This is a genomic window from Aeromicrobium marinum DSM 15272, assembly GCF_000160775.2.
GTDB classification, from domain to species: Bacteria; Actinomycetota; Actinomycetes; order Propionibacteriales; family Nocardioidaceae; genus Aeromicrobium; species Aeromicrobium marinum.
Genome location: NZ_CM001024.1, coordinates 308,602 through 333,347 on the forward strand (window position 1 = coordinate 308,602; position 24,746 = coordinate 333,347).

At 71.5% G+C, this 24,746-nt stretch carries 23 protein-coding genes and 1 other RNA gene; 15 read left to right on the forward strand and 9 right to left on the reverse strand.

Annotated features, from left to right (window positions below; all coding sequences use genetic code 11):
• From dapE to HMPREF0063_RS01720, 6 genes are all read left to right on the forward strand, one after another.
• Positions 1-1,062, forward strand: coding sequence for a succinyl-diaminopimelate desuccinylase (dapE, locus tag HMPREF0063_RS01700; RefSeq protein ID WP_007076912.1), 1,062 nt, complete (start codon positions 1-3; stop codon positions 1,060-1,062).
• Positions 1,047-1,778 carry an LOG family protein gene (locus tag HMPREF0063_RS01705; RefSeq protein WP_007076913.1) on the forward strand — a complete coding sequence of 244 codons (732 nt, stop codon included), beginning with the start codon at positions 1,047-1,049 and terminating at the stop codon, positions 1,776-1,778. Before dapE ends, HMPREF0063_RS01705 begins: the two co-directional genes overlap by 16 nt.
• Positions 1,779-1,782: 4 nt before the next feature.
• Positions 1,783-2,349 carry a DNA-3-methyladenine glycosylase I gene (locus tag HMPREF0063_RS01710; protein WP_007076914.1) on the forward strand — a complete coding sequence of 189 codons (567 nt, stop codon included), beginning with the start codon at positions 1,783-1,785 and terminating at the stop codon, positions 2,347-2,349.
• 33 nt (positions 2,350-2,382) lie between these two features.
• Positions 2,383-3,258, forward strand: a complete 876-nt coding sequence (locus HMPREF0063_RS01715) for an SAM-dependent methyltransferase (protein WP_007076915.1) — start codon at positions 2,383-2,385, stop codon at positions 3,256-3,258.
• 116 nt (positions 3,259-3,374) lie between these two features.
• Positions 3,375-3,536: a DUF3117 domain-containing protein gene (locus HMPREF0063_RS16115; protein WP_007076916.1), complete on the forward strand. Its 162-nt coding sequence runs from the start codon at positions 3,375-3,377 to the stop codon at positions 3,534-3,536.
• A 16-nt stretch (positions 3,537-3,552) separates the two neighbouring features.
• Positions 3,553-3,897 carry a hypothetical protein gene (locus HMPREF0063_RS01720; protein ID WP_007076917.1) on the forward strand — a complete coding sequence of 115 codons (345 nt, stop codon included), beginning with the start codon at positions 3,553-3,555 and terminating at the stop codon, positions 3,895-3,897.
• 4 nt (positions 3,898-3,901) lie between these two features.
• On the opposite strand, the gene HMPREF0063_RS01725 is transcribed toward HMPREF0063_RS01720, so the two are convergent.
• Entirely contained in the window at positions 3,902-4,531 is a 630-nt protein-coding gene (locus HMPREF0063_RS01725; RefSeq protein WP_007076918.1) for an O-methyltransferase, read from the reverse strand.
• 153 nt (positions 4,532-4,684) lie between these two features.
• Between HMPREF0063_RS01725 and sigE the strand changes: the two genes are divergently transcribed.
• The 3 genes from sigE to HMPREF0063_RS01740 all read left to right on the forward strand — a co-directional run bounded on the left by sigE (position 4,685) and on the right by HMPREF0063_RS01740 (position 10,097).
• Positions 4,685-5,281 (forward strand): RNA polymerase sigma factor SigE, encoded by a 597-nt coding sequence (gene sigE / locus HMPREF0063_RS01730; RefSeq protein WP_007076919.1) that lies wholly within the window; start codon positions 4,685-4,687, stop codon positions 5,279-5,281.
• Positions 5,281-6,147: an anti-sigma factor family protein gene (locus HMPREF0063_RS15535; RefSeq protein ID WP_050760880.1), complete on the forward strand. Its 867-nt coding sequence runs from the start codon at positions 5,281-5,283 to the stop codon at positions 6,145-6,147. Before sigE ends, HMPREF0063_RS15535 begins: the two co-directional genes overlap by 1 nt.
• Before the next feature lie 161 nt (positions 6,148-6,308).
• Positions 6,309-10,097 (forward strand): Ig-like domain-containing protein, encoded by a 3,789-nt coding sequence (locus tag HMPREF0063_RS01740; protein ID WP_040320025.1) that lies wholly within the window; start codon positions 6,309-6,311, stop codon positions 10,095-10,097.
• 74 nt (positions 10,098-10,171) lie between these two features.
• Here HMPREF0063_RS01740 and HMPREF0063_RS01745 read toward each other — a convergent pair whose 3' ends face one another.
• Genes HMPREF0063_RS01745 through HMPREF0063_RS01765 form a run of 5 tightly spaced genes read right to left on the reverse strand, consistent with a single transcriptional unit; the run spans position 10,172 to position 14,532 of the window.
• Positions 10,172-10,480, reverse strand: a complete 309-nt coding sequence (locus tag HMPREF0063_RS01745; protein ID WP_007076921.1) for a sec-independent translocase — start codon at positions 10,478-10,480, stop codon at positions 10,172-10,174.
• 6 nt (positions 10,481-10,486) lie between these two features.
• The gene (locus HMPREF0063_RS01750; RefSeq protein WP_007076922.1) at positions 10,487-11,626 is read right to left on the reverse strand and encodes an Mrp/NBP35 family ATP-binding protein; all 1,140 of its coding nucleotides are present in this window, start codon (positions 11,624-11,626) and stop codon (positions 10,487-10,489) included.
• A 49-nt stretch (positions 11,627-11,675) separates the two neighbouring features.
• A complete protein-coding gene (locus HMPREF0063_RS01755; RefSeq protein WP_007076923.1) occupies positions 11,676-12,185 on the reverse strand; it encodes a DUF1003 domain-containing protein in 510 nt (169 codons plus the stop codon).
• Positions 12,178-13,440 carry a magnesium transporter MgtE N-terminal domain-containing protein gene (locus HMPREF0063_RS01760; RefSeq protein ID WP_040320026.1) on the reverse strand — a complete coding sequence of 421 codons (1,263 nt, stop codon included), beginning with the start codon at positions 13,438-13,440 and terminating at the stop codon, positions 12,178-12,180. The genes HMPREF0063_RS01755 and HMPREF0063_RS01760 overlap by 8 nt, the downstream gene beginning before the upstream one ends.
• Before the next feature lie 39 nt (positions 13,441-13,479).
• Positions 13,480-14,532 carry an alpha/beta hydrolase gene (locus HMPREF0063_RS01765; RefSeq protein ID WP_007076925.1) on the reverse strand — a complete coding sequence of 351 codons (1,053 nt, stop codon included), beginning with the start codon at positions 14,530-14,532 and terminating at the stop codon, positions 13,480-13,482.
• A gap of 123 nt (positions 14,533-14,655) precedes the next feature.
• Between HMPREF0063_RS01765 and HMPREF0063_RS01770 the strand changes: the two genes are divergently transcribed.
• A complete protein-coding gene (locus HMPREF0063_RS01770; protein WP_007076926.1) occupies positions 14,656-16,023 on the forward strand; it encodes a WS/DGAT/MGAT family O-acyltransferase in 1,368 nt (455 codons plus the stop codon).
• Here HMPREF0063_RS01770 and HMPREF0063_RS01775 read toward each other — a convergent pair whose 3' ends face one another.
• Positions 16,024-16,215 carry a hypothetical protein gene (locus HMPREF0063_RS01775; RefSeq protein ID WP_007076927.1) on the reverse strand — a complete coding sequence of 64 codons (192 nt, stop codon included), beginning with the start codon at positions 16,213-16,215 and terminating at the stop codon, positions 16,024-16,026. It abuts the gene before it with no gap.
• 41 nt (positions 16,216-16,256) lie between these two features.
• Between HMPREF0063_RS01775 and HMPREF0063_RS01780 the strand changes: the two genes are divergently transcribed.
• From HMPREF0063_RS01780 to HMPREF0063_RS01795, 5 genes are all read left to right on the forward strand, one after another.
• Entirely contained in the window at positions 16,257-17,129 is an 873-nt protein-coding gene (locus HMPREF0063_RS01780) for a DMT family transporter (protein WP_007076928.1), read from the forward strand.
• Positions 17,130-17,230: 101 nt separating this feature from the next.
• A complete protein-coding gene (locus HMPREF0063_RS01785) occupies positions 17,231-18,421 on the forward strand; it encodes an acyl-CoA dehydrogenase family protein (RefSeq protein ID WP_007076929.1) in 1,191 nt (396 codons plus the stop codon).
• A 46-nt stretch (positions 18,422-18,467) separates the two neighbouring features.
• Positions 18,468-18,821, forward strand: coding sequence for a hypothetical protein (locus HMPREF0063_RS01790; protein ID WP_007076930.1), 354 nt, complete (start codon positions 18,468-18,470; stop codon positions 18,819-18,821).
• A gap of 84 nt (positions 18,822-18,905) precedes the next feature.
• Positions 18,906-19,276, forward strand: a transfer-messenger RNA (tmRNA) gene (ssrA, locus tag HMPREF0063_RS16120).
• A 299-nt stretch (positions 19,277-19,575) separates the two neighbouring features.
• Positions 19,576-21,174: a cation:proton antiporter family protein gene (locus tag HMPREF0063_RS01795; protein ID WP_007076932.1), complete on the forward strand. Its 1,599-nt coding sequence runs from the start codon at positions 19,576-19,578 to the stop codon at positions 21,172-21,174.
• Positions 21,175-21,178: 4 nt separating this feature from the next.
• Here HMPREF0063_RS01795 and HMPREF0063_RS01800 read toward each other — a convergent pair whose 3' ends face one another.
• Both HMPREF0063_RS01800 and HMPREF0063_RS01805 read right to left on the reverse strand, forming a co-directional pair.
• Positions 21,179-22,252 carry an ice-binding family protein gene (locus tag HMPREF0063_RS01800; protein ID WP_007076933.1) on the reverse strand — a complete coding sequence of 358 codons (1,074 nt, stop codon included), beginning with the start codon at positions 22,250-22,252 and terminating at the stop codon, positions 21,179-21,181.
• 293 nt (positions 22,253-22,545) lie between these two features.
• The gene (locus HMPREF0063_RS01805) at positions 22,546-24,690 is read right to left on the reverse strand and encodes a choice-of-anchor I family protein (protein WP_007076934.1); all 2,145 of its coding nucleotides are present in this window, start codon (positions 24,688-24,690) and stop codon (positions 22,546-22,548) included.
• Positions 24,691-24,746: the final 56 nt, after the last annotated feature.

The window sequence follows — 24,746 nt, forward strand, 5'->3', positions numbered from 1 at the left end:
GTGCCCCTCCTCGACCTGACCGCGGACGTCGTGACCCTCACCGCTGCCGTGGTCGACATCGCGTCGGAGAGTCACCACGAGCAGGTCATCGCCGACGAGGTGGAGGCCCGGTTGCTCGAGCTCGACCACCTGCAGGTCGTCCGGGACGGCCACACGATCATCGCCCGCACCGAGCTGGGCCGGTCGTCCCGCGTGGTCATCGCCGGTCACCTCGACACCGTGCCGGCCAACGGCAACTTCCCGTCGCGGCTCGACGGCGACGTGCTGCACGGGCTGGGCACCTGCGACATGAAGGGCGGGGTCGCGATCGCGCTGCACCTGGCCGCGACCGTGCCCGATCCCGCGTGGGACGTCACCTGGGTCTTCTACGAGGCCGAGGAGGTCGCCGCCGAGTTCAACGGCCTCGGCCGGATCGCCCGCGAGCGACCCGAGCTGCTGGCCGCCGACTTCGCGATCCTCATGGAGCCGTCCGACGCCGGCATCGAGGCCGGCTGCCAGGGGACGCTGCGGGTCGACGTCACCACCGGCGGTGAGCGGGCCCACTCCGCGCGGTCGTGGAGGGGCAGCAACGCCATCCACGCCGCGGGCGAGGTGCTCGCCCGCCTGCGGGCCTACGAGCCGCGGCGGGTGGTGATCGACGGCCTGGAGTACCGCGAGGGGCTCAACGCCGTGGGTATCAGCGGCGGGGTCGCCGGCAACGTGATCCCCGACGCCTGCACCGTGACGGTCAACTTCCGGTTCGCCCCCGACCGCGACGAGGCTGCCGCGCTGGCCCACGTGCAGGAGGTGTTCGACGGGTTCGACCTCGTCGTCACCGACTCGGCGCCCGGCGCACTGCCGGGGCTCACGGCGCCCGCGGCGGCGGCGTTCGTGGAGGCGGTGGGGGAGTCCCCTCGCCCCAAGTACGGGTGGACCGACGTGGCGCAGTTCTCGGTGCTGGGCGTCCCTGCGGTCAACTACGGACCCGGCGACCCGAACTTCGCGCACAAGGCCAACGAGCACGTCCCGGTCGAGCACCTGCACCGGGTCGAACGACGACTGCGGGAGTGGCTGACCACGTGAACAACTCGTTCTACAAGGGGCCGGTCCGCCTGCGCGGCGACCACATCCCCGCCAGCACCACCGACCAGCGGCTCCTCGACACCGGCGGCAGCGCCGACTGGGTGCACACCGACCCGTGGCGGGTGCTGCGGATCCAGGCCGAGTTCGTCGAGGGCTTCGGCCAGCTGGCCGAGCTGGGCCCCGCGGTGTCGGTCTTCGGCTCGGCCCGCACCTCCCCGGACGATCCTCTGTACGAGGCGGCACGTGAGCTCGCTGCCAGGCTCTGCCGAGCCGGTTACGCGGTCGTCACCGGCGGAGGGCCCGGTGCCATGGAGGCGGCCAACCGTGGTGCGCACGAGTGCGGCGGGGTGTCGGTGGGCCTGGGCATCGAGCTCCCGCACGAACAGGGCCTGAACGAGTTCGTCGACATCGGCATCAACTTCCGCTACTTCTTCGTGCGCAAGACCATGTTCGTCAAGTACTCCCAGGGCTTCGTGGTCATGCCGGGCGGCTTCGGCACCCTCGACGAGCTCTTCGAGGCGCTGACCCTCGCCCAGACCGGCAAGGTCACCACCTTCCCGATCGTGCTGTTCGGCACCGAATACTGGGGCGGCCTGATCGACTGGATCCGCGACACGATGCTGGCCGACGGCAAGATCAGCCCCGCCGACCTCGACCTCATCCACGTGACCGACGACGTCGAGGACGCGGTCGCGTGGTTCGTGGCCCGCGACTGACGCGATGAGTCCGGACCTGGTGATCGGCGACGACGGCCAACCCCGCTGCCCGTGGGGTGACGCCGCCGGCGAGCGCGACTACCACGACACCGAGTGGGGCCGGCCGGTCACCGACGACACCGCGCTGTTCGAGCGGATCAGTCTCGAGGCGTTCCAGTCCGGCCTGTCGTGGTCGATCATCCTGCGCAAGCGCGACAACTTCCGGGCCGCCTTCGCGGGGTTCGATCCCGGGGTGGTCGCGACGTTCGGCCCCGGGGACGTCGACCGCCTGCTGGCCGACGCCGGGATCGTGCGCAACCGCGCCAAGATCGAGGCGACGATCGGCAACGCGCGCGCCGTGCTCGACCTCGACCGCCCGCTCGGTGAGCTGCTGTGGTCGTTCGCACCCCCGCCGCGGCCCGCGCCGTCTCGGCTGGCCGACGTGCCGGCCACGACGCCGGAGTCGGTGGCGATGGCCAGGACCCTCAAGCGGGCCGGCCTGCGGTTCGTCGGACCCACCACCGCGTACGCCCTCATGCAGGCCGTCGGCATGGTCGACGACCACCTGGACGGGTGCTCCGCGCGGACCTAGGTGAGACTGCGAGGGAGACGAGGAGGTCATCCGATGGAGCTGCACCGGTCCGACCGGGCGAGCATCACCGCCCGCGCCACCCTGATGATGCGGGTGCTCGAGCTCGACCGGCCGCCCAGCCGCCGGATCGTGAGCGACGAGGTCGCCCCGTACTTCCTGCCGTCGGCGGCCCGCCGCGCCCTCGCGCCCGCGGTGTATCTCGCCCCGCCCCGGCACGCGCTCGAACGAACCCCCCTGATCGCCTTCACCACCTCGGTGCTGTGCCGGCACGCGTTCATCGACGCCCACCTCCTGGAGGCGCTGCCGGAGGTCGACCAGGTGGTGGTCCTCGGTGCCGGGTACGACAGCCGGGCGTACCGGTTCGCCCGCGAGATCGGTGGGCGACCGGTGTTCGAGGTCGACCTGGCCCCGTTGTCGCGTCGCAAGGCCGCCCTGGTCGAGGCGCGTCGCGACGTGTTCGGTGACGCCGTGGTCCGCCGGGTCGAGATCGACTTCCGCACCCAGTCGCTGCGCGATCGGCTGGCCGAGTGCGGCTTCGTCGTCGGGGCCCGCACCTTCGTGGTGTGGGAGGGCGTCGTGCCGTACCTGACCCGGGAGGCGGTCGACGAGACCCTGGCCGACCTGGCCGCGGTATGCGGCCCGGGATCGACGGTCACGATCGACGTCTGGCACTCCCTGGAGGGCGGCGGCCTCTGGCCGCGGGTCCGTCGTGCCGCGGAGAGCTCGCTGCGGCTGATCGGCGAGCCGGTCGACCTGATGCTGCCGGCGGCGGAGATCCCGGGCCTGCTGACACCCCACGGATTCGCCCCGGTCGACCTCGTCGGGGCCGAGGAGATCGCGCGCCGCCACTCCACCGACGGTCGGCCGTGCGATCCCGGCATCCATCTCGTCGCTGCACGCTCGTCGTAGTTTCTCGACCGCGGACGACCGCGGCAGGGGTGTGCCGTCACGTGTCGCCGAGGCATGGGCGATAATGGAGGTCTGCCCGGCCACACGGCGGCCGGGTGCGGACGAGAGGGGATGTCATGGCGGCCATGAAGCCTCGGACCGGCGACGGTCCGATGGAGGTCACCAAGGAAGGGCGCTGCATCGTCATGCGCGTCCCGTTGGAGGGCGGAGGACGACTCGTCGTCGAGCTCAACAACGAAGAGGCATCCACCCTGGGGGACGCACTCAAGGCCGTCTGATGTCCGGACCCGCCTGATGTTCGGACTGACCGTGCGCTGGTCCCTCGAGGCCGCGCCGGCCGGCACGCTCGACCGCCTGCGCGCCTACGTGCGCGACGAGTCCTTCGACCGGTTCGCGACGCTCGACGGCCTGCGGTTCAAGACCTGGCGTGCCCGTGACGGCGAGTGGTTCGAGGGCACGTACGTGTTCTCCTCCGCCGAGGACCGTCAGCGGTTCCAGGTGGGGTTCGAGGCTGCTGCCGCGACCGCACCGGGATCGGTGATCGTCGGCAGCGCGCCCGTGCTGGTGGAGCCGTTCACCGTGGTCGCGGTCGCCGAGGGTCCCGCCGGCTTCATGGCGTCGAACAGCGCCGAGGGCTGAGCCCTCAGTCGACCAGCTGGGCGGCGAGCAGTCCGTCGCCCACCGGCAGCAGCAGGGGACGCAGGCGCTCGTCGGTGCTGACCCGCTCGAGCAGGTCGCGGATCGCGGTCGTCTCGGGGTCGCGGTGCGCGGGGTCGGCGACCCGGTCGTGCCACAGCGCGTTGTCGAACACGACCACGCCGCCGGGCCGCACGAGACGGAGGGCCTCGTCGAGGTACTCGCCGTACTCGACCTTGTCGCCGTCGAGGAACACCAGGTCGTAGCCGGCATCGGTGAGCCGCGGCATGACCTCCAGGCCCGCGCCGGCGATCAGGCGGAAGCGCTGGGGTGCGATGCCGGCGGCCGTGAAGACCTCGCGGGCGTGACGCTGGTGCTCGGCCTCCAGGTCGACCGAGGTGAGGACGCCGTCGGCCGGCATGGCCCGCAGCATCCACAGCCCCGAGACGCCGCTGCCCGATCCGATCTCGGCGACCGACCGGGCCTGCACGACGGACACGAGGAAACCGAGGGCGGCACCGGCGGCGGGACCGATCGGGACCACGCCGAGCTCGTCCGCCCGTCGGCGGGCGTCGGCGAGGTGGTCGTCCTCGGCCAGGTAGGTGTCGACATAGGCCTGACTCGCGGGGCTGGTCATCTGCTCGTCCCTTCCACCGCTCCAGCCTAGTGCCGAGGGGACGTCCGGCCCGCGATGCCGCGCCTGGGACCGCCCCACGGATGTCGGAGGATCCCGTGGGAACCGTCAGCGATCTCTGGGCGTTCTCTCAGCAAGGACGTCCACGATGGGGACATGACCGACACCGGGGAGCTCAGCACCGATGAGGCACGCGTGATCGCGGCAGCACCGTCGCTGGAGTGGGCCGACATCGTCACCGAGCACTCGGCGCGGGTCTACCGCCTCGCCTACCGGCTCACCGGCAACCGCCAGGACGCCGAGGACCTCACCCAGGACGTGTTCGTGCGGGTGTTCCGCTCGCTCGACCGCTACGAGCCCGGCAACTTCCCGGGGTGGCTGCACCGGATCACGACGAACCTGTTCCTCGACCGCGCACGGCGGTCGACGCGCATCAGGATGGACGGGTTCAGCGAGGGTGCCGAGGAGCGGATCGAGAGCACCGAGGTCCGCCCCGAGCACGCCGTGCACGATGCGGGGTTCGACCCCGACATCGAGTCCGCGCTGCTGTCGCTGCCCGAGGAGTTCCGCGTGGCCGTGGTGCTGTGCGACGTCGAGGGGCTCAGCTACGAGGAGATCTCCTCGGTGCTGGGCATCAAGATCGGCACGGTGCGGTCGCGGATCCACCGTGGCCGGACCCAGCTGCGGGCGGCGTTGGCGCACCGCGCCCCCCGGGCCGGCCGCACCCGGTTCCTGGGAGCGGTCGGGGTCTGATGCCGCACCTGGGTGTCGAGGTCGCAGCGTTCGTCGACGGGCAGCTCCCGCCCGCGGCGATGCAGGCTGCGCACCGGCACCTGGCGGAGTGCAGCCGCTGCCGCGACGACGTGGCCCAGCAGCAGCACCTCAAGCACCGGATGGGGTTCAGCGGCGATCCCGCCCTCCCGCCCGGTCTGGCGGCGGCGCTGACCCATCTGCCGGACCGTGAGGTGGCCGCGCCGCGGTCGTGGGTGCAGGAGAGTCGGGCCGTGCGTGCCGGGGTCGCCCTGGCCGGCGCCTCGGTCGCGGTCTTCCTGGCCGCCTTCGTGGTCGGTCAGCACGAGCAGCGCTCGGGCGACCCGGTGGTTCCCCGGTTCGACGAGTACGCGGCCAGGTTCGTCGCCGAGGCGGCTGCCGACCGGTCACCGGAGGCGGGCTCGCAGGTCGTGCAGGCCGGTGTCCGGCTGACGCCCCAGCGGCTCGACGAGCTGGATGCCGACGGGTGGCCGTGCGGACCGCAGCTGGCGGGCTCGCTGCACCGGGTCGAGGGTCACCGGGTCGTGGACGCGAACGCCGTCCGGCTGGCGTACCGGGGCGACGGGGTGCGGCTGCACCTCGTCGAGCAGCGGGGCTCGTTGGACCGCGCGTCGGTCGAGGGCTTCCGCGAGGCCGTCGTGGCCGGGTCGCGGGTGTGGGTCCGCGACGGCATCCCGACCGTCGTCACGTGGGACAGCGACGGCATCGTGTACACGGTGGTCACCGACGCCTCGCCCGTCCGCATCGAGGCGGTCGTCGACGACCTGCCGAGCGACCCGGCGAGGGGAATCGCCGACCGGGTGGACGACGGGATCGACCGGATGACGGGATGGATCGCGGCGAGCTGATCGGCGTCTTGTCGGTGGCCGGCCCTGCAACGGCGGCTTCCTACCGCAGGGTCGGAAACTCGTTCGTAACGTGACGACGGTCACGGCGTTAACGCAAGTGAGTACCCGTCCCCGGGGGAGGGCGGACTCGTGTCCCGACCCCGCCCGAAGGATCGCCACCCATGCGTCGTGAACCCGCCCCGTCCCACCGTCGTGAGCGGTCACGCCGCCGGCCCGTCCTGAAGGTCGGCATCGTCGGCGCCCTGATGGTCGCGGTCCTGCCGGCGATGTCCTCGCAGGCAGCGATCAACAACCTGTCCGCGGGTCAGACCGTGTCCGGACTGGTCCCGATCACCGAGGCCCGCGGTGGCCAGGAGAACTGCAACATCGGCGACGAGTCCCGCTCGCGCATCGAGGTGCGGCGGCTGGCGGACAACGTGGTCGTCCACACCGCCAACCGTGACGGGTCGGGCGCCCTCAGCACCACGTGGGACAGCGTCGGCCAGCCGGTCGGCGCCTACCGGGTCCGTTCCTGGTACAACGACGCGCGCCGCAGCGGCTTCCTCAACCTCGGGTGCAGCCGCCAGGGCGAGGTCCTGGCCTCCGACATCTCGGTGAACCTGCAGAACCGGGCCGCCGTCTCCATCGACGTGCCGACCAGCGTCGTGACGGGTGAGGAACTCTCCTTCACCGTCCGCACCACGATCCAGGCCAACGGCGTGGCCGCCACGACGGCGGCTCCCGACCGCTCGGTGGTCGTGACGATCCCCGGCGTCGGTCAGCAGACCGTGCAGACCAACGGGTCGGGCGACGGGTCCGGCACGGTCGACCTGCCCGATCTCGCGGCCGGAGCCCTGACGGTCACCGCCACGACGGTCGACGACGCGATCTACCTCTCCGGTGCAGGGGGCAGTGACACCACGACGCTGCAGCGCCGCTCCACCGAGACGGTCTACGACGGCGCGACCCGCGCCCAGCCCGGCGACAGCACGACCCTGCGCGGTCAGCTGGTCGACGCGACCCCCGGCAGCGACCGCGCGGGCGAGCCCGTCTCGGGCGAGCCGTTGACCCTCAGCCTCGGCGACGACTCCGCCGACGTGACGACCTCGCTGACCGGTTCGGCCCAGCGCAACCTCGTCGTCTCCGGCCCGAGCCGGGCCGACATCGCGTCCGCGTCCTACGCCGGAGGTCCCGTCTACGGGCCCAGCTCGGACCGTCTGACGTTCTTCGTCGGTGACGCCGTCGCCGAGCCGGCCGCGGAGTCCCACAGCCTGGTGGGCGGACTGACCCGTCTGCTCGGCTCGCTGCTGACGCCTCCGGCCACCCAGGTCGGCGACCAGCTCCTCGCGGGCACCGGCACCTTCCTGGACCAGCTCGTGACCGGCACGGTCAACCCGCTGCTGACGTTCCTCAACGGCACCCCGATCGAGGCCACGGACCTGCTCGACGTCGAGGTGCTCGGTGAGCAGATCGACCTGCTGCTGGCCAACACGACCGGCAGCCTGAACCAGGTCGGCGACCAGGCCGACGACGCCGTCGACCGGTTGCTCACCGACCTCGCCGCCAACACCCCGTTCGGCGGCCTGATCGACACGGCCCGCTTCCGCTGGCGCAGCGTCTACGAGCCCGCCGAGGGCGACGACGTGTCGGCCGAGTTCGACGCCACCATCGGCCTGCCGCAGCTGCTCGACGTGACCGGCGACGGCATCCCCGACGTGGTCGCCGCAGTGACGCTGGTGAACGGTGTCGTCGACGTGTCGACGAGCAACCTGGTCAACCCGATCGACGTCGAGGTGCTGGGTGGCAACGACGGCACCCTGGTGCCGCGGCTGGAGATCGCCCGGCTCGCCGGCGCCCCGGCCGACCTGCCGCTGAGCCTGCAGGCGCTGATCGACCTGCCGGACGCCTCCGAGGAGTACCGCTTCGGCTACGACACCCGGGCCGCGGACGCCCCCGAGGGCTTCCGCGCCGACATCGTGCTCGCCGGCGGGGGTGCCGGCCTCCAGGTCGCCTCGCGCGGTGAGGACGCCCTGACCGTGACCGGTGCCCTGGTGCCGGTCGGCGCCGACGGCGACCAGCCCGAGGCGGATCCCGCCGACGAGGCAGCCGGTCTCGAGGACGAGCCGGCGATCCCGGCCGGACTCGCCCCGGAGGAGCTGCGGTTCGGCGTCTCGTTCGACCGCGCACCCGTCCAGGCCCGGATCGGTCTGGACCTCGCGAGCGGCCAGCTGGACGCGCAGAACATCGCCGCCACGTTGCAGACCGACGCCCCGACGACGGTCGGCCTGCAGCTGGTGGACGACAGCGGCGCCGACGAGGTGTTCCTCGCCGAGGGCACGCTCTCGCAGGTCGACGGCACCGTGTCCGTCGCGGTCTCCGGCACCGACGAGACCGGCCTGACGGCCGACATCTCCAGCGACACCCCGCTGGACCTGCTGAGCGTGCGGGCCCGCACGCTCGACGCCGGTGAGACCGTGAGCGACGTGGTGCTCGGCCTGACCGACGTGCCCACGCAGATCTCGTTCGCGCTCGACGCCGCCGGTGCCGGCAGCCTGACGGCCAGCGGCCCGATCGGGGTGTTCGAGGCCGGGTTCAGCTCCGGTGGTGAGCTGGCCCTGCTCGACGACCCGGCGTACCTGCGCCTGCTGAGCGAGCCGGACTACGAGTCCATCGCGGTCCGACTGCCCGGGTTCGAGGGCATGCAGGTCGATCTCGGCGAGTCCGTGGCCCTCAGCGTGGTCATCGCCCCGACCCCGCTGCGTGCGCTGGTCGAGCAGGACGACCTGACGATCGACGCCCTCATCCAGGACGCCCCGCGGGAGCTGTCGCTCGCGCTCGGTGCCGACGGTGCGGTCGAGGTCGAGGGGTCGGCGCCGATCGACTCGGTGTCGATCGACGCCTCCTCGACCGCCGAGGACGGCATCCTGCTCGGTGCGCAGAACCTGTCGGTGCAGCTCACCGACGTGCCCAGCCGCCTGGGCGTCAGCGTCGCCGAGGACGGTGCCACCTTCGACACCGGCGGCCAGGCCATCGGTCTGGTCGAGCTGTCGGCCGACTCCGGAGACCCGCTGGTCCTGACCGGGGCCGAGGACGGCCTCGCGATCGACCAGTCCGGTGAGGGCGCCCGCCTGGCCGCCCGCATCCACGGTCTGCGGACGATCGAGGCCAGCCTCGGCGAGGTGCCGGAGCTGCTGCTGGACACCGTCGCGCAGAAGATCTTCGACGTGTCGATCGTCTCCGCCGACCCGGCGGACACGATCACCGCGACGATCGACCGGCTGCAGCCGAACCTGCGGTTCGGTCTGCTGGACGACGGTTCCGGTGCGATGCGGTTGATCTACCGGGCCGACGCACCGACCAACAGCCTGTCGTTCTCGCTCTCGGGTCTCAGCGGCTCCATCGCCGGACCGCTGCCGACCGCGCTGGACGTGTGCATGGCCGACGACGAGGCGTGCCTGCCGTTCGTCGGCATCGACGACCCGGCGCTGGGCTCGATCCAGTTCGCGGCGAGCGAGTACACGACGCTGAACCTGGTGGACTCCACCGGCGGCCTCTCGGCCCAGAACCTGCGCCTGCGCCGGCTGGACCTGACCGGCTCGCTGGACACCGAGAACGGTGGTCCGGTCTACCTCAACACGACCGGCTACGCCGGTGCGTGTGCGGTGGTCGGCTGCGAGTACCCGATCCAGGGCGGTCGTGTGCTGGCCGACCTCGGGGAGGCGAGCCTGGAGTTCACACCGGGCAACGGCTTCTCGGCGGTCAATGCGATCACCAACCTGGAGCCGGACACGCTGTTCGGCCAGGTCATCGGTGTGAGCGGTGTCAGCGGCACCGGGATCGTCCGGTGTGTCGGAGCGACGGCCCTGCGGGTGACGGTCAACGTGCCGATCCTGGGGGACATCACGCTCAACCTGCGCGACGCGATCTGCGACGTGCCGAACCGGACGCCGGGCACGCCGCCCCCGTTCTGACCGAGCGGTCGTACGACGAAGCCGGCCCCCTCCTGCGGGAGGGGGCCGGCTTCGTCGTGGTGCGGGGCCGTGCGTCAGGTGGCCTCGGCGTCGAACGGCGGAACCTCGCCGGGCCGCAGCAGACGCTCCTTGCGCGGCGGGGCGGCGTCGTCGAGCATCGCCTTGCGGACAAACTCGCGCGGGTTGAGGTCACGCAGGTCGAGGTCCTGCAGGTCCTGGCCGATCTCCCGGCCCAGGTCGTTCTTGGCGTTGTCGGCCATCTGCTTGACCGTCCGCAGGGTACGGCCGGCCTGCCGGGCGATGTCGGGCAGCTTGTCGGGGCCGAAGATCAGCAGCGCGACAATGGTGATGACGGCGATCTCCGCCCACCCCATCCCGAGCATCGGGACCTACAACCGGCCCGCGGGGGCCAGACCCAGCTGCATGCCGGCCAACCCCCGGGTGCGGCCGCTGAGCTGGTCGGCAGCCGCCTGGAGGATCCTGGACGACTCGGCGTCGGGGTGCGTCACGATGACCGGGTCGCCGGAGTCGCCGCCGATGCGCAGCTGCTCCTCCAGCGGGATCTGGCCGAGCAGCGGCACGTCGTAGCCCAGCCGCTCGCTGAGGGTGGCGGCCACCTGCTCGGCGCCGCCCGAGCCGAACACCTCCATGCGCTCACCGGACGGCAACGTCAGGTAGGACATGTTCTCGAGCACGCCGACGACCCGCTGGTGCAGCATCGAGGCCATGGTGCCGGCCCGTTCGGCGATCTGCGCCGCCGCCTGCTGCGGGGTGGTGACCACCACGACCTCGGCGTTGGGCAGGTGCTGACCGAGGCTGATCGCCATGTCGCCCGTGCCGGGCGGCAGGTCCAGCAGCAGCGCGTCGAGGTCGCCCCAGTACACGTCGCTGAGCATCTGGACGAGCGCGCGGTCGAGCATCGGGCCGCGCCACGCGACGACCTGGTCCTTGCGCGGCTTCAGCATGCCGATGCTGATGACCTTCATGCCGTGGGCGGGCACCGGCATGATCATGTCCTCGACCTGGGTCGGGCGCAGGTCACCGACGCCGAGCATGTCGGGGATGGAGTGGCCGTAGATGTCGGCGTCGATGATGCCGACCTTGAGGCCCCGGTTCGCCATGGCGATGGCCAGGTTGACGGTGACCGAGGACTTGCCGACCCCGCCCTTGCCGGACGCGATCGCGTACACCTTGGTGAGGCTGCCGGGCTGCGCGAACGGGATCTCCCGTTCGGTCTGGCCGCCGCGCAGCATCGTCTGCATGTCCTTGCGCTGCTCGTCGGTCATGACGCCCATGTCGACCCGGACCGTGTGGGTGGGGGCGACCTGGCCGACGGCGTTCGTCACGTCGCGGGTCAGCGTGTCCTTCAGCGGACACCCGGCGACGGTCAGCAGCAGCCGCACGACGATCTCGGTCTCGCCGATCGTGACGGTGTCGACCATCCCGAGCTCGGTGATGGGGCGTTTGATCTCGGGGTCGTTGACCCGGGCGAGCGCCTCGCGGACCTGGTCTTCGGTGACGGATGCCATGGGGCCGATCCTACGGGGCCGGGACGACCGGCGACGGGTCAGCGTGGCCTCAGCGGCGGTCGGACCTCGTGGGGTCGGTCTCGGCCGCCGGATCCAGGGCCTCGGCCAGGCCGCGCAGCTCGCCACGGATGAAGTCGCGGGTGGCGACCTCGCCGATGCCCAGACGCAGGCTCGCGACCTCACGGGCGAGGAACTCCATGTCGGCGTGGGACTGCGCCGTCGCGTCGCGGTCCTGCTGCTGGGTGACCCGGTCCCGGGCCTCCTGCCGGTTCTGGGCCAGCAGGATCAACGGAGCGGCGTAGGAGGCCTGCAGCGACAGGATCAGGGTCAGGAAGATGAAGGGGTAGGGGTCCCACCGCAGGCTCTCCGGCCCGACGACTCCGTTCCAGGTCAACCACAGGGCGATGAACAGGGTCATCCATGCGAGGAAGGTCGCCGTGCCCATGAAGCGCGCGAAGGACTCGGCGAACCGGCCGAACCGGTCGGTGTCGAAGTCGGCCCGCGGTCGCAGCGATCGACGGACCCGCTTGGGCTGGTCGAGGCGGTCGTGGTCAGGCATCGGTCACCTCCAGGGCTGGTTCGGGTCCGGTCTCGCGCCAGCCCTCCGGGAGCAGGTGGTCGAGCACGTCGTCGATCGTGACGGCACCGACGAGGCGTTTGCCGTCGTCGACGACAGGCAGCGCGACCATGTTGTAGGCCGCCAGGAGGTTGGCGACCTCGGCCAGCGAGGACTCCGGCCGCGGCCACTCGATGCCGTCGTCGATGATCGCGCCGACCAGGGTCGACGGGGGCTCGCGCAGCAGGGCCTGGAAGTGCACCACCCCGAGGAAGCGGCCGGACGGGGTCTCGACCGGCGGCCGGCACACGTACACCATCGAGGCCAGGGCGGGGATCAGCTCGGGTTCGCGCACGCGGGCCAGCGCCTCGGCGATCGTGGTGTCGGGGGCGAGGACGACCGGTTCGGTGGTCATCATCGACCCGGCGGTGCCCTCCTCGTAGGTGAGCAGCCGGCGCACGTCGTCGGCGTCCTCGGGCTCCATCCGTCCCAGCAGCTGCTCGGCGCTGGCCGGCGGCAGGGAGCCGAGCAGGTCGGCGGCGTCGTCGGGACTCATCTCGGTGACGACGTCGGCGGCGCGGGCCGGGTCGAGCACCCCCAGGATCTCGACCTGGACCGACTCCGGCAGCTCCTCCAGCACGTCGGCGAGCCGCTCGTCGCCCAGCTCGGCGGCGATCTCGAGACGACGCTTGGGCACCAGCTCCAGCAGGGCGTTGGCCAGGTCGGTCGCCCGCATCTCGTCCATCGTGGACAGCAGGTGCTGGGCTCCCTGGGCCGAGTCCTGCTCCGCCAGGCCCATGACCTCGGACCACTCGGGGGTGTGGGTCGCGCCCCGCCGGCCGAAGCGCTTGCCGACCTCCTGCACCGCCACCCGGGTCAGGTACCAGTCGCGACGGGGGTCCTGCTCCATCGCGAGGTCGTACACCGTGCCCGACACGCTGCCGACGATGGTGACCTGCCGGTCGAACAGCTCGTGGACCGCCAGGGTCTCGTGCCGGCGCTGCTCGAACTTGCGGACGTTGAGCACGCCGGTGGTGATGATCTGTCCGCCGTCCAGCGACGTGACACGGGTGATGGGCAGGAACACCCGTCGCCGGCCCAGCACCTCCACGACGATGCCGAGCACGCGGGGACGCCGGTTGGCCGACCGGACGGTGACGACGATGTCACGCAGCTTGCCCACGGGGTCGCCGGCCGGGTCGAAGACCGGCTGTCCGATGATGCGGGACAGGTACACCCGCCCAGTCGTGGGATTCACGTTCGCAGCCTACCGGCGCGGCTGCCCGGACCGGCGACGTCAGCCGCCGACGACGCGGTCCACGGCGGCTGCGGTTCGTGCCGTGCGGGACGTGCGGTGCGGCACGGGCGACGCCTCGGCCGCGGCACGGGCGCGGACGAAGGCACCGATCTCGTCGATCGCGGTGCGCGCCTCGGGCACCCACGACGCGGCGGCCTGGAACACGTGGACCTGCCGGTCCCACACCTTCAGGGTGCAGGCCACGCCGGCTGACACCAGCCGGTTGGCCATCAGCTCGGCATCGGCCATGAGGACCTCGCGGGACCCGATGTGGATCAGTGCCGGCGGCATGTCGGCCAGCGGCATGTTGACCGGGCAGATGCGCCGGCCGGCGATGCCGCGGCGGGTCTCCATCGCGTGCGTGACGGCGGTCAGACGCGCCACCGCCCGCAGCGAGAAGGTCTGGCAGGTGTGGGCGTTGCGGTGGGCGGTCTTGCCGGCGGGATCGAAGTCCAGCAGCGGTGAGATGGCCACGATGCCGGCAGGACGGCCGAGGCCGGCGTCCATCGCGGCGCGAGCGACGGCGAAGGCCAGGTAGCCACCCGCGGAGTCGCCCGCGATCGTGATGTCCTCGGCCCGGTAGCCCTGACCGAGCAGCCAGCGGAAGCCGTCGAGGCCGTCGGCCGCCGACTCTGCGATCGGCTCGTGCGGCATCTGCCGGTAGCCGACGTTCAGGACCGGCTGGTCGGCCGCGAACGAGATGCGCGAGACCAGGCGGCGGTGGGTGTTGAGGCCGCAGGTCAGGAACGCGCCGCCGTGCAGGTAGAGGATCGCGCCGGTGTTGCCGTGGTGCAGGTCGCCGACCCCCTTGGCGCGCAGCCACTCGCTGCGGCACTGGGGCAGGTCGACCGACCGCCAGGAGGTCCCCTCGTGCACCGGCAGCACGCGCGCGGCGTGCTCGACCAGGTTCGGGGGGAAGTAGTCGAACGGCAGACGGGACCACAGGTCGAGCACCGGGCGGACCGTGTGCCGCAGGCCGATGCCCAGGGCGCGGGCCTGGAGACTGACACCGGGGACGAACTCGGCCTCGGCCGCGACGGACAGGTGGGCCATCGGCTTCTCCCGTGCACTAGGTCCCGGTGACGGGAGACTGGTTGGTCCGGCATCTGCAGTGACGTGCTTCACACTCGTTCGTTAGCGTACGCGAGACCGGTCCACCCTGCGTCAGGATCCCCCATGCCGTTCATGCCGCCCACCGATTCGATGTTCCTGCTCGCGGAGACGCGGGAACACCCCATGCACGTCGGCGGGCTCCAGCTCTTCGTCCCGCCGGACGGCGCGGGCCCGGAGTTCGCCCGCGAGCTGGTCGAGGGGTTCCGCCACAACGACGAGGTGAGTCCGCTGTTCCGCAAGCGGCCGGCCGACCCGGTCGGGCTGCTGGGCACCACGTGGTGGACCCAGGACGACGTCATCGACTTCGACTACCACGTGCGGCACTCGGCGGTGCCGCAGCCGGGCCGGATCCGTGAGTTGCTGCAGCTGACCTCCCGGTGGCACAGCAGCCTGCTGGACCGGCACCGCCCGTTGTGGGAGGCGCACGTCGTCGAGGGCCTGGCCGACGGCCGGATCGCGGTGTACAGCAAGGTCCACCACTCCATGGTCGACGGCGTGTCGGCGATCCGGCTGATGCAGAAGTCCTTGAGCTTCGATCCGGACGCCACGGACTGCGTCCCGCCGTGGCTGCTGAAGTCGTCGCGGAGCGGGGGCGGCGGTCGCCGGCTGGACCCGTTCGGACTCGTGCGCGGCGCGGCCGGGGTGGCGGGCGACGTGGCCGGGCTGGTCCCGACGAGCCTGAAGATCGCCAACGAGGTGATCCGCGACGGCGACATCACCCTGCCGCGGGCACCGCGGACGATGCTCAACGTGCCGGTCGGCGGGGCGCGGCGGTTCGCCGCCCAGTCGTGGGAGATCGACCGGATCCAGCGGGTCGCCAAGTCGTCGGCCACGACGCTCAACGACGTGGTCCTGGCGATGGTGTCGGGGGCGCTGCGCGACTACCTGCTGGAGCAGAACGCGCTGCCCGACGACCCGATGACGGCGATGGTGCCGGTCTCGCTGGCGCTGCGGGCCGGCGACAGCGACTCGGGGGGCAACTCGGTCGGCGCGATCATCGTCAACCTGGCCACCGACCGCGAGAACGGCTCGACCCGCCTGGAGGAGATCGCCTACTCGTCCAAGCAGGCCAAGCGGATCCTCGGGGACCTGTCGCCGACCCAGATCCTGGCCCTGTCGGCCGCGCAGGTGCTGCCGTTGGCGTTCGGTCCGGTGCCGGGCTACGTCAAGTACGCGCACCCGCCGTTCAACGTGATCGTGTCCAACGTGCCGGGTCCGAAGGAGGAGATGTACTTCAACGGGGCCCGGCTCGACGGCATGTACCCGGTGTCGATCGCGCTGGACGGCCAGGCCATCAACATCACGCTGACCAGCCGCAAGGGCTTCCTCGACTTCGGCATCATCGGGTGCCGGCGCAGCGTGCCCAGCCTCCAGCGGCTGCTCCTCCACCTGGAGACGGCGCTCGCCGAGCTCGAGCAGTCCTGGGGCTGATCAGCCGGGAGGGGTGACGGTCGAGGCGAGCCCTGCCACCAGGGCCGCCAGACCGCCGAACACCAGCAGCAGGACCGCGCCGACGACGTTCTTGCGTCGGTCGATGCCCTCGCGGCGACGCGCGGTGAGGGCGAAGGCGGCGGCCAGCCCGCCGGTCGGCACGAGGATCGCCACGACGGGCAGCCATTCCATGGCTGCATCCTCACAGAACCGGCTCAGGGCACACTGTCGGGGTGAATGCGCTGCTGGCCCTCGTCGCGGTGCTCGGGGTCTCGGCGTCCGGCCCGCTGATGGCCGCCACCCAGGCGCCGGCCCTGGCGATCGCCTTCTGGCGCAACGCCGCGGCCAGCGTGGTGCTGGTGCCGGTGGCCGCGGTGCGGCGCAGGGACGAGCTGCGGGCGCTGTCCCCGCGCGGCCGGCGGCTCGTGGTCGTGGCCGGGACGATGCTGGCCCTGCACTTCGCGTTCTGGGTCGGGTCGCTCAAGCTCACCTCGGTGGCTGCGGCGACGGCGCTCGTGACGACCCAGCTGGTGTGGGTCATCGCGATCGACCGGATCCGTGGGCTGGCGGTGCCGACGGCTGCCCTGGTGGGTTCGGCCCTCGCGGTGGCCGGGGTCCTCGTGGTGTCGGGGTTCGACTTCCAGGTGTCGGGGCGAGCCCTGCTGGGCGACGCGATGGCCGTGGCCGGGGGTCTGTTCGCCGCGCTGTACCTGGTCGCCGGCAACGAGGTGCGTCGCGAGCTCTCGACCACCGCCTACACCGCGGCCTGCTACACGGTCTGCTCGGCGGTGCTCGCGGCGGCAGCCCTGGTGTCGGGGGTGGAGCTCGCCGGTTTCGACACCCGCGACTGGCTGCTCATCGTGGCCGTGACGATCAGCGCCCAGTTCCTCGGCCATTCGCTGCTCAACCACCTGCTGGCCGTGATGACCCCCATGGTCATCTCGTTGCTGCTGCTGTTCGAGGTGCCGTTGGCGGCCCTGCTGGCCGCCGTGTTCCTCTCCCAGTCGCCTCCGTGGGGGGTGTACCTGGGCCTCGGGCTGATCCTCGCGGGTCTGGCGGTCGTCACCACCAGGCGCCCGGTGCCGGAGCCACCGCTGGTCGACTGACGGTCGGGCACGACGCGCAGCCCGCCGGGCCTGCGGGTAAAGTCGAGCCGTCGTCCACCCGCCCCCACCTGCGCCTCGCGGCGCACACGTCAGGAGTCACCATGGGCCGTCTCGTCAGCACCGAAGGACTGACCGAGGAGCAGACCGAGATCCTCAAGGTCGTCCGTCAGTTCGTCGAGAAGGAGATCATCCCGGTCGCGACGGAGCTGGAGCACGCCGACGAGTACCCGACCGACATCATCGAGGGCCTCAAGGAGCTCGGGATCTTCGGTCTGATGATCCCCGAGGAGTTCGGGGGACTCGGTGAGTCGCTGCTGACGTACGCGCTGGTCGTCGAGGAGATCGCCCGCGGCTGGATGAGCGTCTCGGGCGTCATCAACACCCACTTCATCGTCGCGTACCTGCTGATGCACCACGGCACCGACGAGCAGAAGCAGAAGTACCTGCCGAAGATGGCCACCGGTGAGGTCCGGGGCGCGTTCAGCATGAGCGAGCCGTCGCTGGGGTCCGACGTCGCCGCCATCAGCACCAAGGCGGTCAAGAACGACGACGGCTACGAGATCACCGGCCAGAAGATGTGGCTGACCAACGGCGGCAGCTCCACCCTGGTCGCGGTGCTGGTCAAGACCGACGAGGGCGACGACAGCGTCTACCGCAACATGACCACCTTCCTGGTCGAGAAGGACCCCGGCTTCGGCGAGACGGCGCAGGGCGTCACGGTGCCCGGCAAGATCGACAAGATGGGCTACAAGGGCATCGACACCACCGAGATGATCTTCGAGAAGCACCAGATCTCGGCCGACCAGATCCTCGGCGGCAAGCCCGGCCAGGGCTTCTACCAGATGATGGACGGCGTCGAGGTGGGCCGCGTCAACGTCGGCGCCCGCGCCGTCGGCATCGCCAACCGCGCCTTCGAGCTGGGCATCGCCTACGCCCAGCAGCGCGAGACCTTCGGCAAGCCGATCGCGCAGCACCAGGCGATCCTGTTCCGTCTGGCCGAGATGGCCACGAAGGTCGAGACCGCCCACGCCATGGTCGTCAAGGCCGCGCGGCTCAAGGACGCCGGCAAGCGCAACGACGTCGAGGCCGGCATGGCCAAGATGCTCGCCAGCGAGTACTGCAACGAGGTCGTCGAGGCGTCGTTCCGCATCCACGGCGGCTACGGCTACTCCAAGGAGTACGAGATCGAGCGCCTGTACCGCGAGTCGGCGTTCATGCTGATCGGTGAGGGCACGTCGGACATCCAGAAGATGATCATCGGCCGTGCGCTGCTGAAGGACTACAAGCTCTGAGACGCGTTCCGGCCCGGTGACCGTGGCCGGTGCCTATGCTCGGCCCATGGCGAACGAAGGCCGGGGACGGTTCCGCAGTCTGCTCGACGTCGACGAGACGTTGCGCGACCTCAGTGCTGCCGTCACCCGGTTGGAGGGGACCGTCGGGTCGTTCGACCCGGTGGTCGGTGAGCTCGCGAGCGCCCTGGACGACCTGAGCCGGTCGGTCGAGGGCTTCGACCTGACGGTCGCGCGGTTCGACGCGGTGGTGGCGCGGGCGGAGCGGCTGCTGGCCGCCGCCGAGAACGTGCTGGTGGCGGTCGCTCCTCGCACCGTGCTGGCGCTGCCGCTGCAGGTCGCCGAGTCCGCGGGCCGGACGTTCGCCGGTGTGGCCCGCATGCTGACGGCCGGCCGGCGCTGAAAGGTCGGTCGCAGGGGGAACAATCGGTCGTCCCCAGGGGTTATGCTGGACGACACCGCTTCGGCGGTGGTTGACAACTCCAGAGGGGCTGATCGGTTTCGACTGTGGTCGTTCGATTCAGATGAAGCGGGTAGAGAACCCAGGGTTATCTCTTAAACGACCCCTGGAACCTTATAAGTGCCGATTCCAAGCGCACTGACTTCGCCCTCGCTGCCTGACAGCGACTGGTGAAGGGCAGACCCGGGAGCGTCCCCGTCCCGGATCGTCTGTCTCATCAAGGGGACTTGCCGACCACGCCGTGTCACAGGGCGTGATCGGGACTTTTCTGTGACTGAGCCTGTCGGTGACGTGTCCGTCCGAGCACCGGGGCTGAGAAAAGCGTCAGGCGGACTGCACCCGGAGAAGACCTGAATCAGCGCCAGAGGACCGGGGTTCGATTCCCCGCAGCTCCACGACATGACGAGGCCCCACCACCCCGGTTTTGGGTGGTGGGGCCTCGTCATGTCGTGATTCAGGCCGGTGAATCGAGTGGGCCCCCGCTGCGAGCTCTGCGAGCAGTAGGGGATCCCCGCAGCTGTCGTGAATCAGGTCGGTGAATCGAGTGGGCCCCCGCTGCGAGCCTTGTTGCGCAGTAGGGGATCCCCGCAGCTCCAGGGGATCCCCGCAGCTGCACGACATGCCCCGCCCCGTACCCGACCCGTATCCTTGCGTCCTGTCCTGCTGGACCCCCGCCGCCCGACGAGGAGCCCGACCGATGGACCTCAGCCTGCTCCTCACCGTGCCACTGGTGTGCGGACTCGCGGCCCAGGCGGTGCGGGTGCCGCCCATGGTGGGATTCCTGGCCGCCGGGTTCATCCTCAACGCGTCGGGCGTGCGGTCGTTCGAGGCCCTCGACGTCGCCGCCGACGTGGGTGTCACGCTGCTGCTGTTCGGCATCGGTCTGAAGCTCGATCCGCGCACCCTGGTGCGGCGCGAGGTCTGGGTCACGGCCACGGTGCACATCGTGGTCTCCACCGTGGTGGCGGTGGCGATGATCGCCGCCCTCGGGCTCACGGGGCTCGGCCTGGTCGCCGGGCTCGACTGGCGCGGGTACGCGCTGATCGGCGTGGCCCTGTCGTTCTCGAGCACGGTGTTCGTCGTCAAGCTGCTCGAGGCGACCAACTCGACCCAGGCCTTTTTCGGCCGGACCGCGATCGGGGTGCTGGTCATCCAGGACATCGTGGCCGTCGCCGTGCTCACCGGCAGCACCGGCGAGCTGCCCAGTCCGTGGGCCCTGAGCCTGGTGTTGGTCGTGCCCGGTGCGTGGGTGGTCCGGTGGGTCATGGGGCGGCTCGACCACGGTGAGGTGCAGGTGCTGTTCGGGGTCGTGATCGCGCTCGTGCCCGGTTACCTCCTGTTCGACGCGGTCGGGCTGAAGGGTGACCTCGGCGCGCTCGTGCTCGGCATGCTGCTGGCCTCGCACGAGCGGTCGGGCGAGATCCGCAGGGCGATCTTCGGCCTCAAGGAGTTCCTGCTCGTCGGCTTCTTCGTCTCCATCGGGTTCGTCGGTCTGCCGTCCGCGAGCGACCTCCTGGTCGCCCTGTTGCTGGTGCTGCTGCTCGTTCCGCTCAAGGCCGTGGGCTTCGCGGTCCTGCTCGACCGGACCGGGTTGCGGCACCGCAGCGCGGCGCTCGTCGCCGCGTCCCTGGCGAGCTTCTCGGAGTTCGGCCTGATCGTCGTCGACAACGGGGTCACCTCCGGGGTCCTGGAGGAGGACTGGCTGGTGGTGATCTCCACCGCGGTGGCGTTCAGCTTCCTCGCCTCCACCGCGGCCAACACGGGCCGCGAGCAGCTGGTCACGCTGGCGGCACGGTGGCTCCCGGCCAAGGACCCGGACCGGCTGCTCGACCAGGACCGGCCGATCGACGTGGCCCACGCGCAGGGGGTCGTGATCGGCATGGGCCGGGTCGGTCGGTCCGCGTACGAGCAGCTGGTCGACGAGCACGGACTCGAGGTCGTGGGCGTCGACGCCGACGGTGAACGGGTCGAGAGCCTGCGCGAGGCCGGCCTCCAGGTGGTCGAGGGCGACGCGAGTGACCCCGAGTTCTGGATGCGACTCACCGCTGCGGACGACCTCGACCTCGCGGTGCTGGCGATGCCGTTCCACGGCGCCAACCGCACGGCCATCACACGGCTGGAGGAGAGCGGCTTCGGTGGGGTGGTGGCGGTCGTGGTGCAGTTCGCCGACGAGGCGGCCCAGGCCCGTGAGCACGGTGCCGACATCGTGCTGCACCTGTACGACGGTGCCGGCCAGACGCTCGCCGACGACGCCGCCGGGGCGGCCGGCCTCGGCACCGACCGCCCCAACACCTGACCCCTCAGTCGGCGCGGGAGCGACGCAGCGCCGTCGCGCCGGCGAGCAGGGCCACCAGGCCGAGCGGCAGCAGCAGGAGCTCGGGTCCGCCCACCCGGGGCAGGTCGGTCCGGGTCGAGGCCGGGTTGCCGACCGGCCCGGTCGAGCTGCTGGGGCCACCCGTGCGGGAGCCGGGCGGACGGGTCGAGCCGCCGGGGGTCCCGTCGACGGGGGGCGTCACCGTGCCGGTGCCTCCCGGCGGAGGCGTCGTGCCGCCGCCGTCACCACCGTCGCCGCCGTCACCACCGTCGTCGTCGCCCCCGTCGTCGTCGTCCCCGCCGGTCGTGGCGCACCCGGTGCCCGTGATGGTGTTGCTGTCCAGCGTCACCGCGCCGTTCATGGCCAGCAGCCGGCCCTCGAAGACGGCACCGGTCGTCGCCGTGATGCTCGTGTACGCGAGCACGTTGCCGATGAAGACGCTGTTCGTGCCGAAGGTCGCCGAGCTGCCGATCTGCCAGTAGACGTTGCACGGCCGCGCGCCGTTCACGAAGGTCACGGCCGAGCCCGATGCGGTGGTCAGGGTCGACGGGATCTGGAACACGAAGATGCCGTCGGTGCTGCCCCCTCCGTCCAGGACCATCGGACCGCTGAGCAACGCGCTGCTGGTCACGCGGTACACGCCCGCCAGGTACGGGTCGTTCCGCGTGAGCTCGGCCGGCAGGTCGGCGGTCTGCGAGGCGCCGGCGGCGGTGTTGTACGCGACAAGCAGGTCCTGCTTGGCCTGCTGCGTGACTCCGCTGCCGGCCTCGTCACCGGCCCCGGCGCCGGTGAAGACCCACGGGGTGTCGGTGCTGACGGTGGTCGTCTCGTACGAGCCGACGTTGCCGGCCAGGCTGGTCACGCCGGTGTTGGTGACGCCGGACCCGGCCAGCACCGAGAAGCTCCACGCGGTGCCCAGCTGGATGTCGGGGTCCGCGGCGTGCGCCGCGACGGCCACGAGGGCGGGCACGGACGTCAGGGCCGTGGCCGCCACCGCGGCGAGCAGGCGAGGTCGGCCACGGCGCGGAGCCGGACGGGCGGACGGACGGAGGTGCTGCATGATCGGCTCCCACAGGACTGTTGGCGATCACGGGGGAACGATCCCGACTCCCTCGCCACCGGCGCGGTCGGGGGTGGCCGGCGCAGGTGTCACGACGGGCTGCCGGGCAGTGAGTTGGCGGCAAGCCGACGATCGACGGTGCGTCGCACCCTCCTGCGCCGCGGTCCATCCATTCACGTCACTGCCTCACGGCAGGCTCACGTGACCAGCATCACACGCCACGGGGTCACGGGACGCGTCGTCGGGCGCCGACCGATGAGGTCGACGCCCGACGACGGGGTCTCACGCGGTGCCTACGCCGCCGATCGGCGACGCACCAGGGCGACACCGGTGGCCACGAGGGCCAAGGCTGCCGCGAGGGCCGTCAGGGCGACACCGGTGCCGGTGTCGGGCAACAGGCCGTTCGAGCCACCCGGCGTTCCAGCGCCGGTACCGCTGCCCGGCCCGGCACCGTCGCCACTGCCGGCGCCGGGGGCGGCCGTGACCACGACCGCCGCGGTCGCCGTGCCCGACGGGCCGGACACCTGCAGGGTGTGGGTCCCGGCCGGCGTGGACGCCGGGACCACCAGCGACAGCCCGGCGACCCCGTCGGCCCCGGCGGTCAGCGTGCCGAGGTCGACCGGGTCGGAGAACAGCGTGGCCGTGAGGACCTCGCCGGGCTCGGCCCCGGACACCGAACCGGTCAGCGTGCCGCCCGCCACGACCGTGGCGCTGTCCAGACTGATGGCCAAGGGGGTGTCGCCGACCTCGGTGAGGTCACTGACGCCGAAGTACGTCGTGGTGCCCGAGACCTCGCTGCCGACGACGAGCAGGGCCTCGCCGGTCGGGGAGTCGTCGGCCGGCACGAACGTCAGGCCCTCAGGTCCGAGGTCACCCGCGGAGTCCAGCACCGCGGCCGGGTCGTCAGCGTCCTCGACCGAGACGGCGAAGTCCCGGTTGTTGGCGTAGGTCACGAACTGGACGTCGCCGGGGGAGGTGATGTCGAAGACGCCGATCCCGCCGACGCGCTCGAACCCGATGAACGCGTAGGTCCGGTCGCCGACCGTGCCGATGGTGAGGTTCTCCGGCTCCGGACCCTTGTCGTCGCTGCGTCCCTCGAGGTTGGACTCGCTGTGGTTGGAGTTGAAGAACTCCGGCACGGCTGCCGCGGTGATCTGCTCCAGCGCGTCGCCGGAGTCGAACACCTGGGTGCCGTCGGTGGTCCAGATCGAGAACGACCGGGCGCCGAAGGAGTACAGCTGCTCGTAGCAGGTGCCGTCCTCGCGGAGACCGTTGGCGATCGAGACGTTCAGTCGTCCGAGGTCGGCGTCGCCCGTCAGGCCGGCAGCGGGGGAGTCCTCGCAGATCGGCGCGAAGCCGTCGTCGCCGAGGTCCTTGACCCGGACCGGCTCTTCGTAGTCGCCCCACTCGCGGGCGTCACCCTCGTTGGCCGAGACCAGGTAGGTCGTGCCACCTGCGGTGTAGGAGTTGAGGCCGTCGGGCATGTACATGCCGAGCACGGGATGGGTCGAGATGTCGATGCCGCCGTCGCGGTCCGAGGCGTCGAAGCCGTTGCCCTCCACCGAGTGGTCCTTGAACCCCATCGGCCAGACGTCGGTCACCGTCGCCGAGGCCAAGTCGACGACCGCCACGGCGTTGGCCTCCTGCAGGGCGGCGTAGGCGGTGGTGCCGTCGCCGCCGATGGCGATGTACTCCGGCTCGAGGTTCGCCGAGACCGGGAACGCCTCGTTGACCGTCGGGCCGAACACGCGCACGTCCTCGTCGAGGGTGCGGTCGCCGTCGGCCTCGTACGCGTGGAAGTCGGCCGTCCGGACGGCGTCCTGGGAGGGGGCGGCGAGGGTGTCCGGCAGCGCGACGACACCGACCGATCCCTCCGGGTCGATGCTGTAGTCGTCGGCCGGCTCGCCCTCGTTGGCGACCACGGCCGTCGATCCGTCCGGGGTCAGGGTGACCATGTCGGGCAGGGCCCCCACCTGCACCGAGCCGAGGACGGCGAGCGTCGCGGCATCGGCGAACACCAGGGCACCCGGGTCGGTCTTGACCGGGGCCTCGACCGCCACGACGACCAGGCCGTCGGCGCGGATGGCAACCGAGTTCGCCACGGCGCCCTCACCGATCTGGTCGACCGCGATCGAGCCGACCAGTGTGGGGGCCGTGGGATCGGCGGCGTCGAGCACGTCGACCCGGCCCGACAAGGCGTTGACGACGAAGGTGCGGTCGGTGGCCGGGTGGAAGGCCACGATCTCGGCCGCGCTGACGTCGAACTGACCGGTGCGGTAGGTGCCCAGCACGTCGAGCTCGACGGCGGCGTCGGGGGCGGACAGCTCGACGGCCGGTTCGGCTGCCGACGCGACGGTCGCGGTGGAGAGGAGGGCCAGGACTGCCGTCGCCGCGGCGACGGATCGGACGCGGGAGCGCCTTCGGGGGGAGGGATGCATGGGCGGCAGGCTAGAAGGCGTCGATGTCGTCCCGGTGGATCCTGGGTGACGGGTGG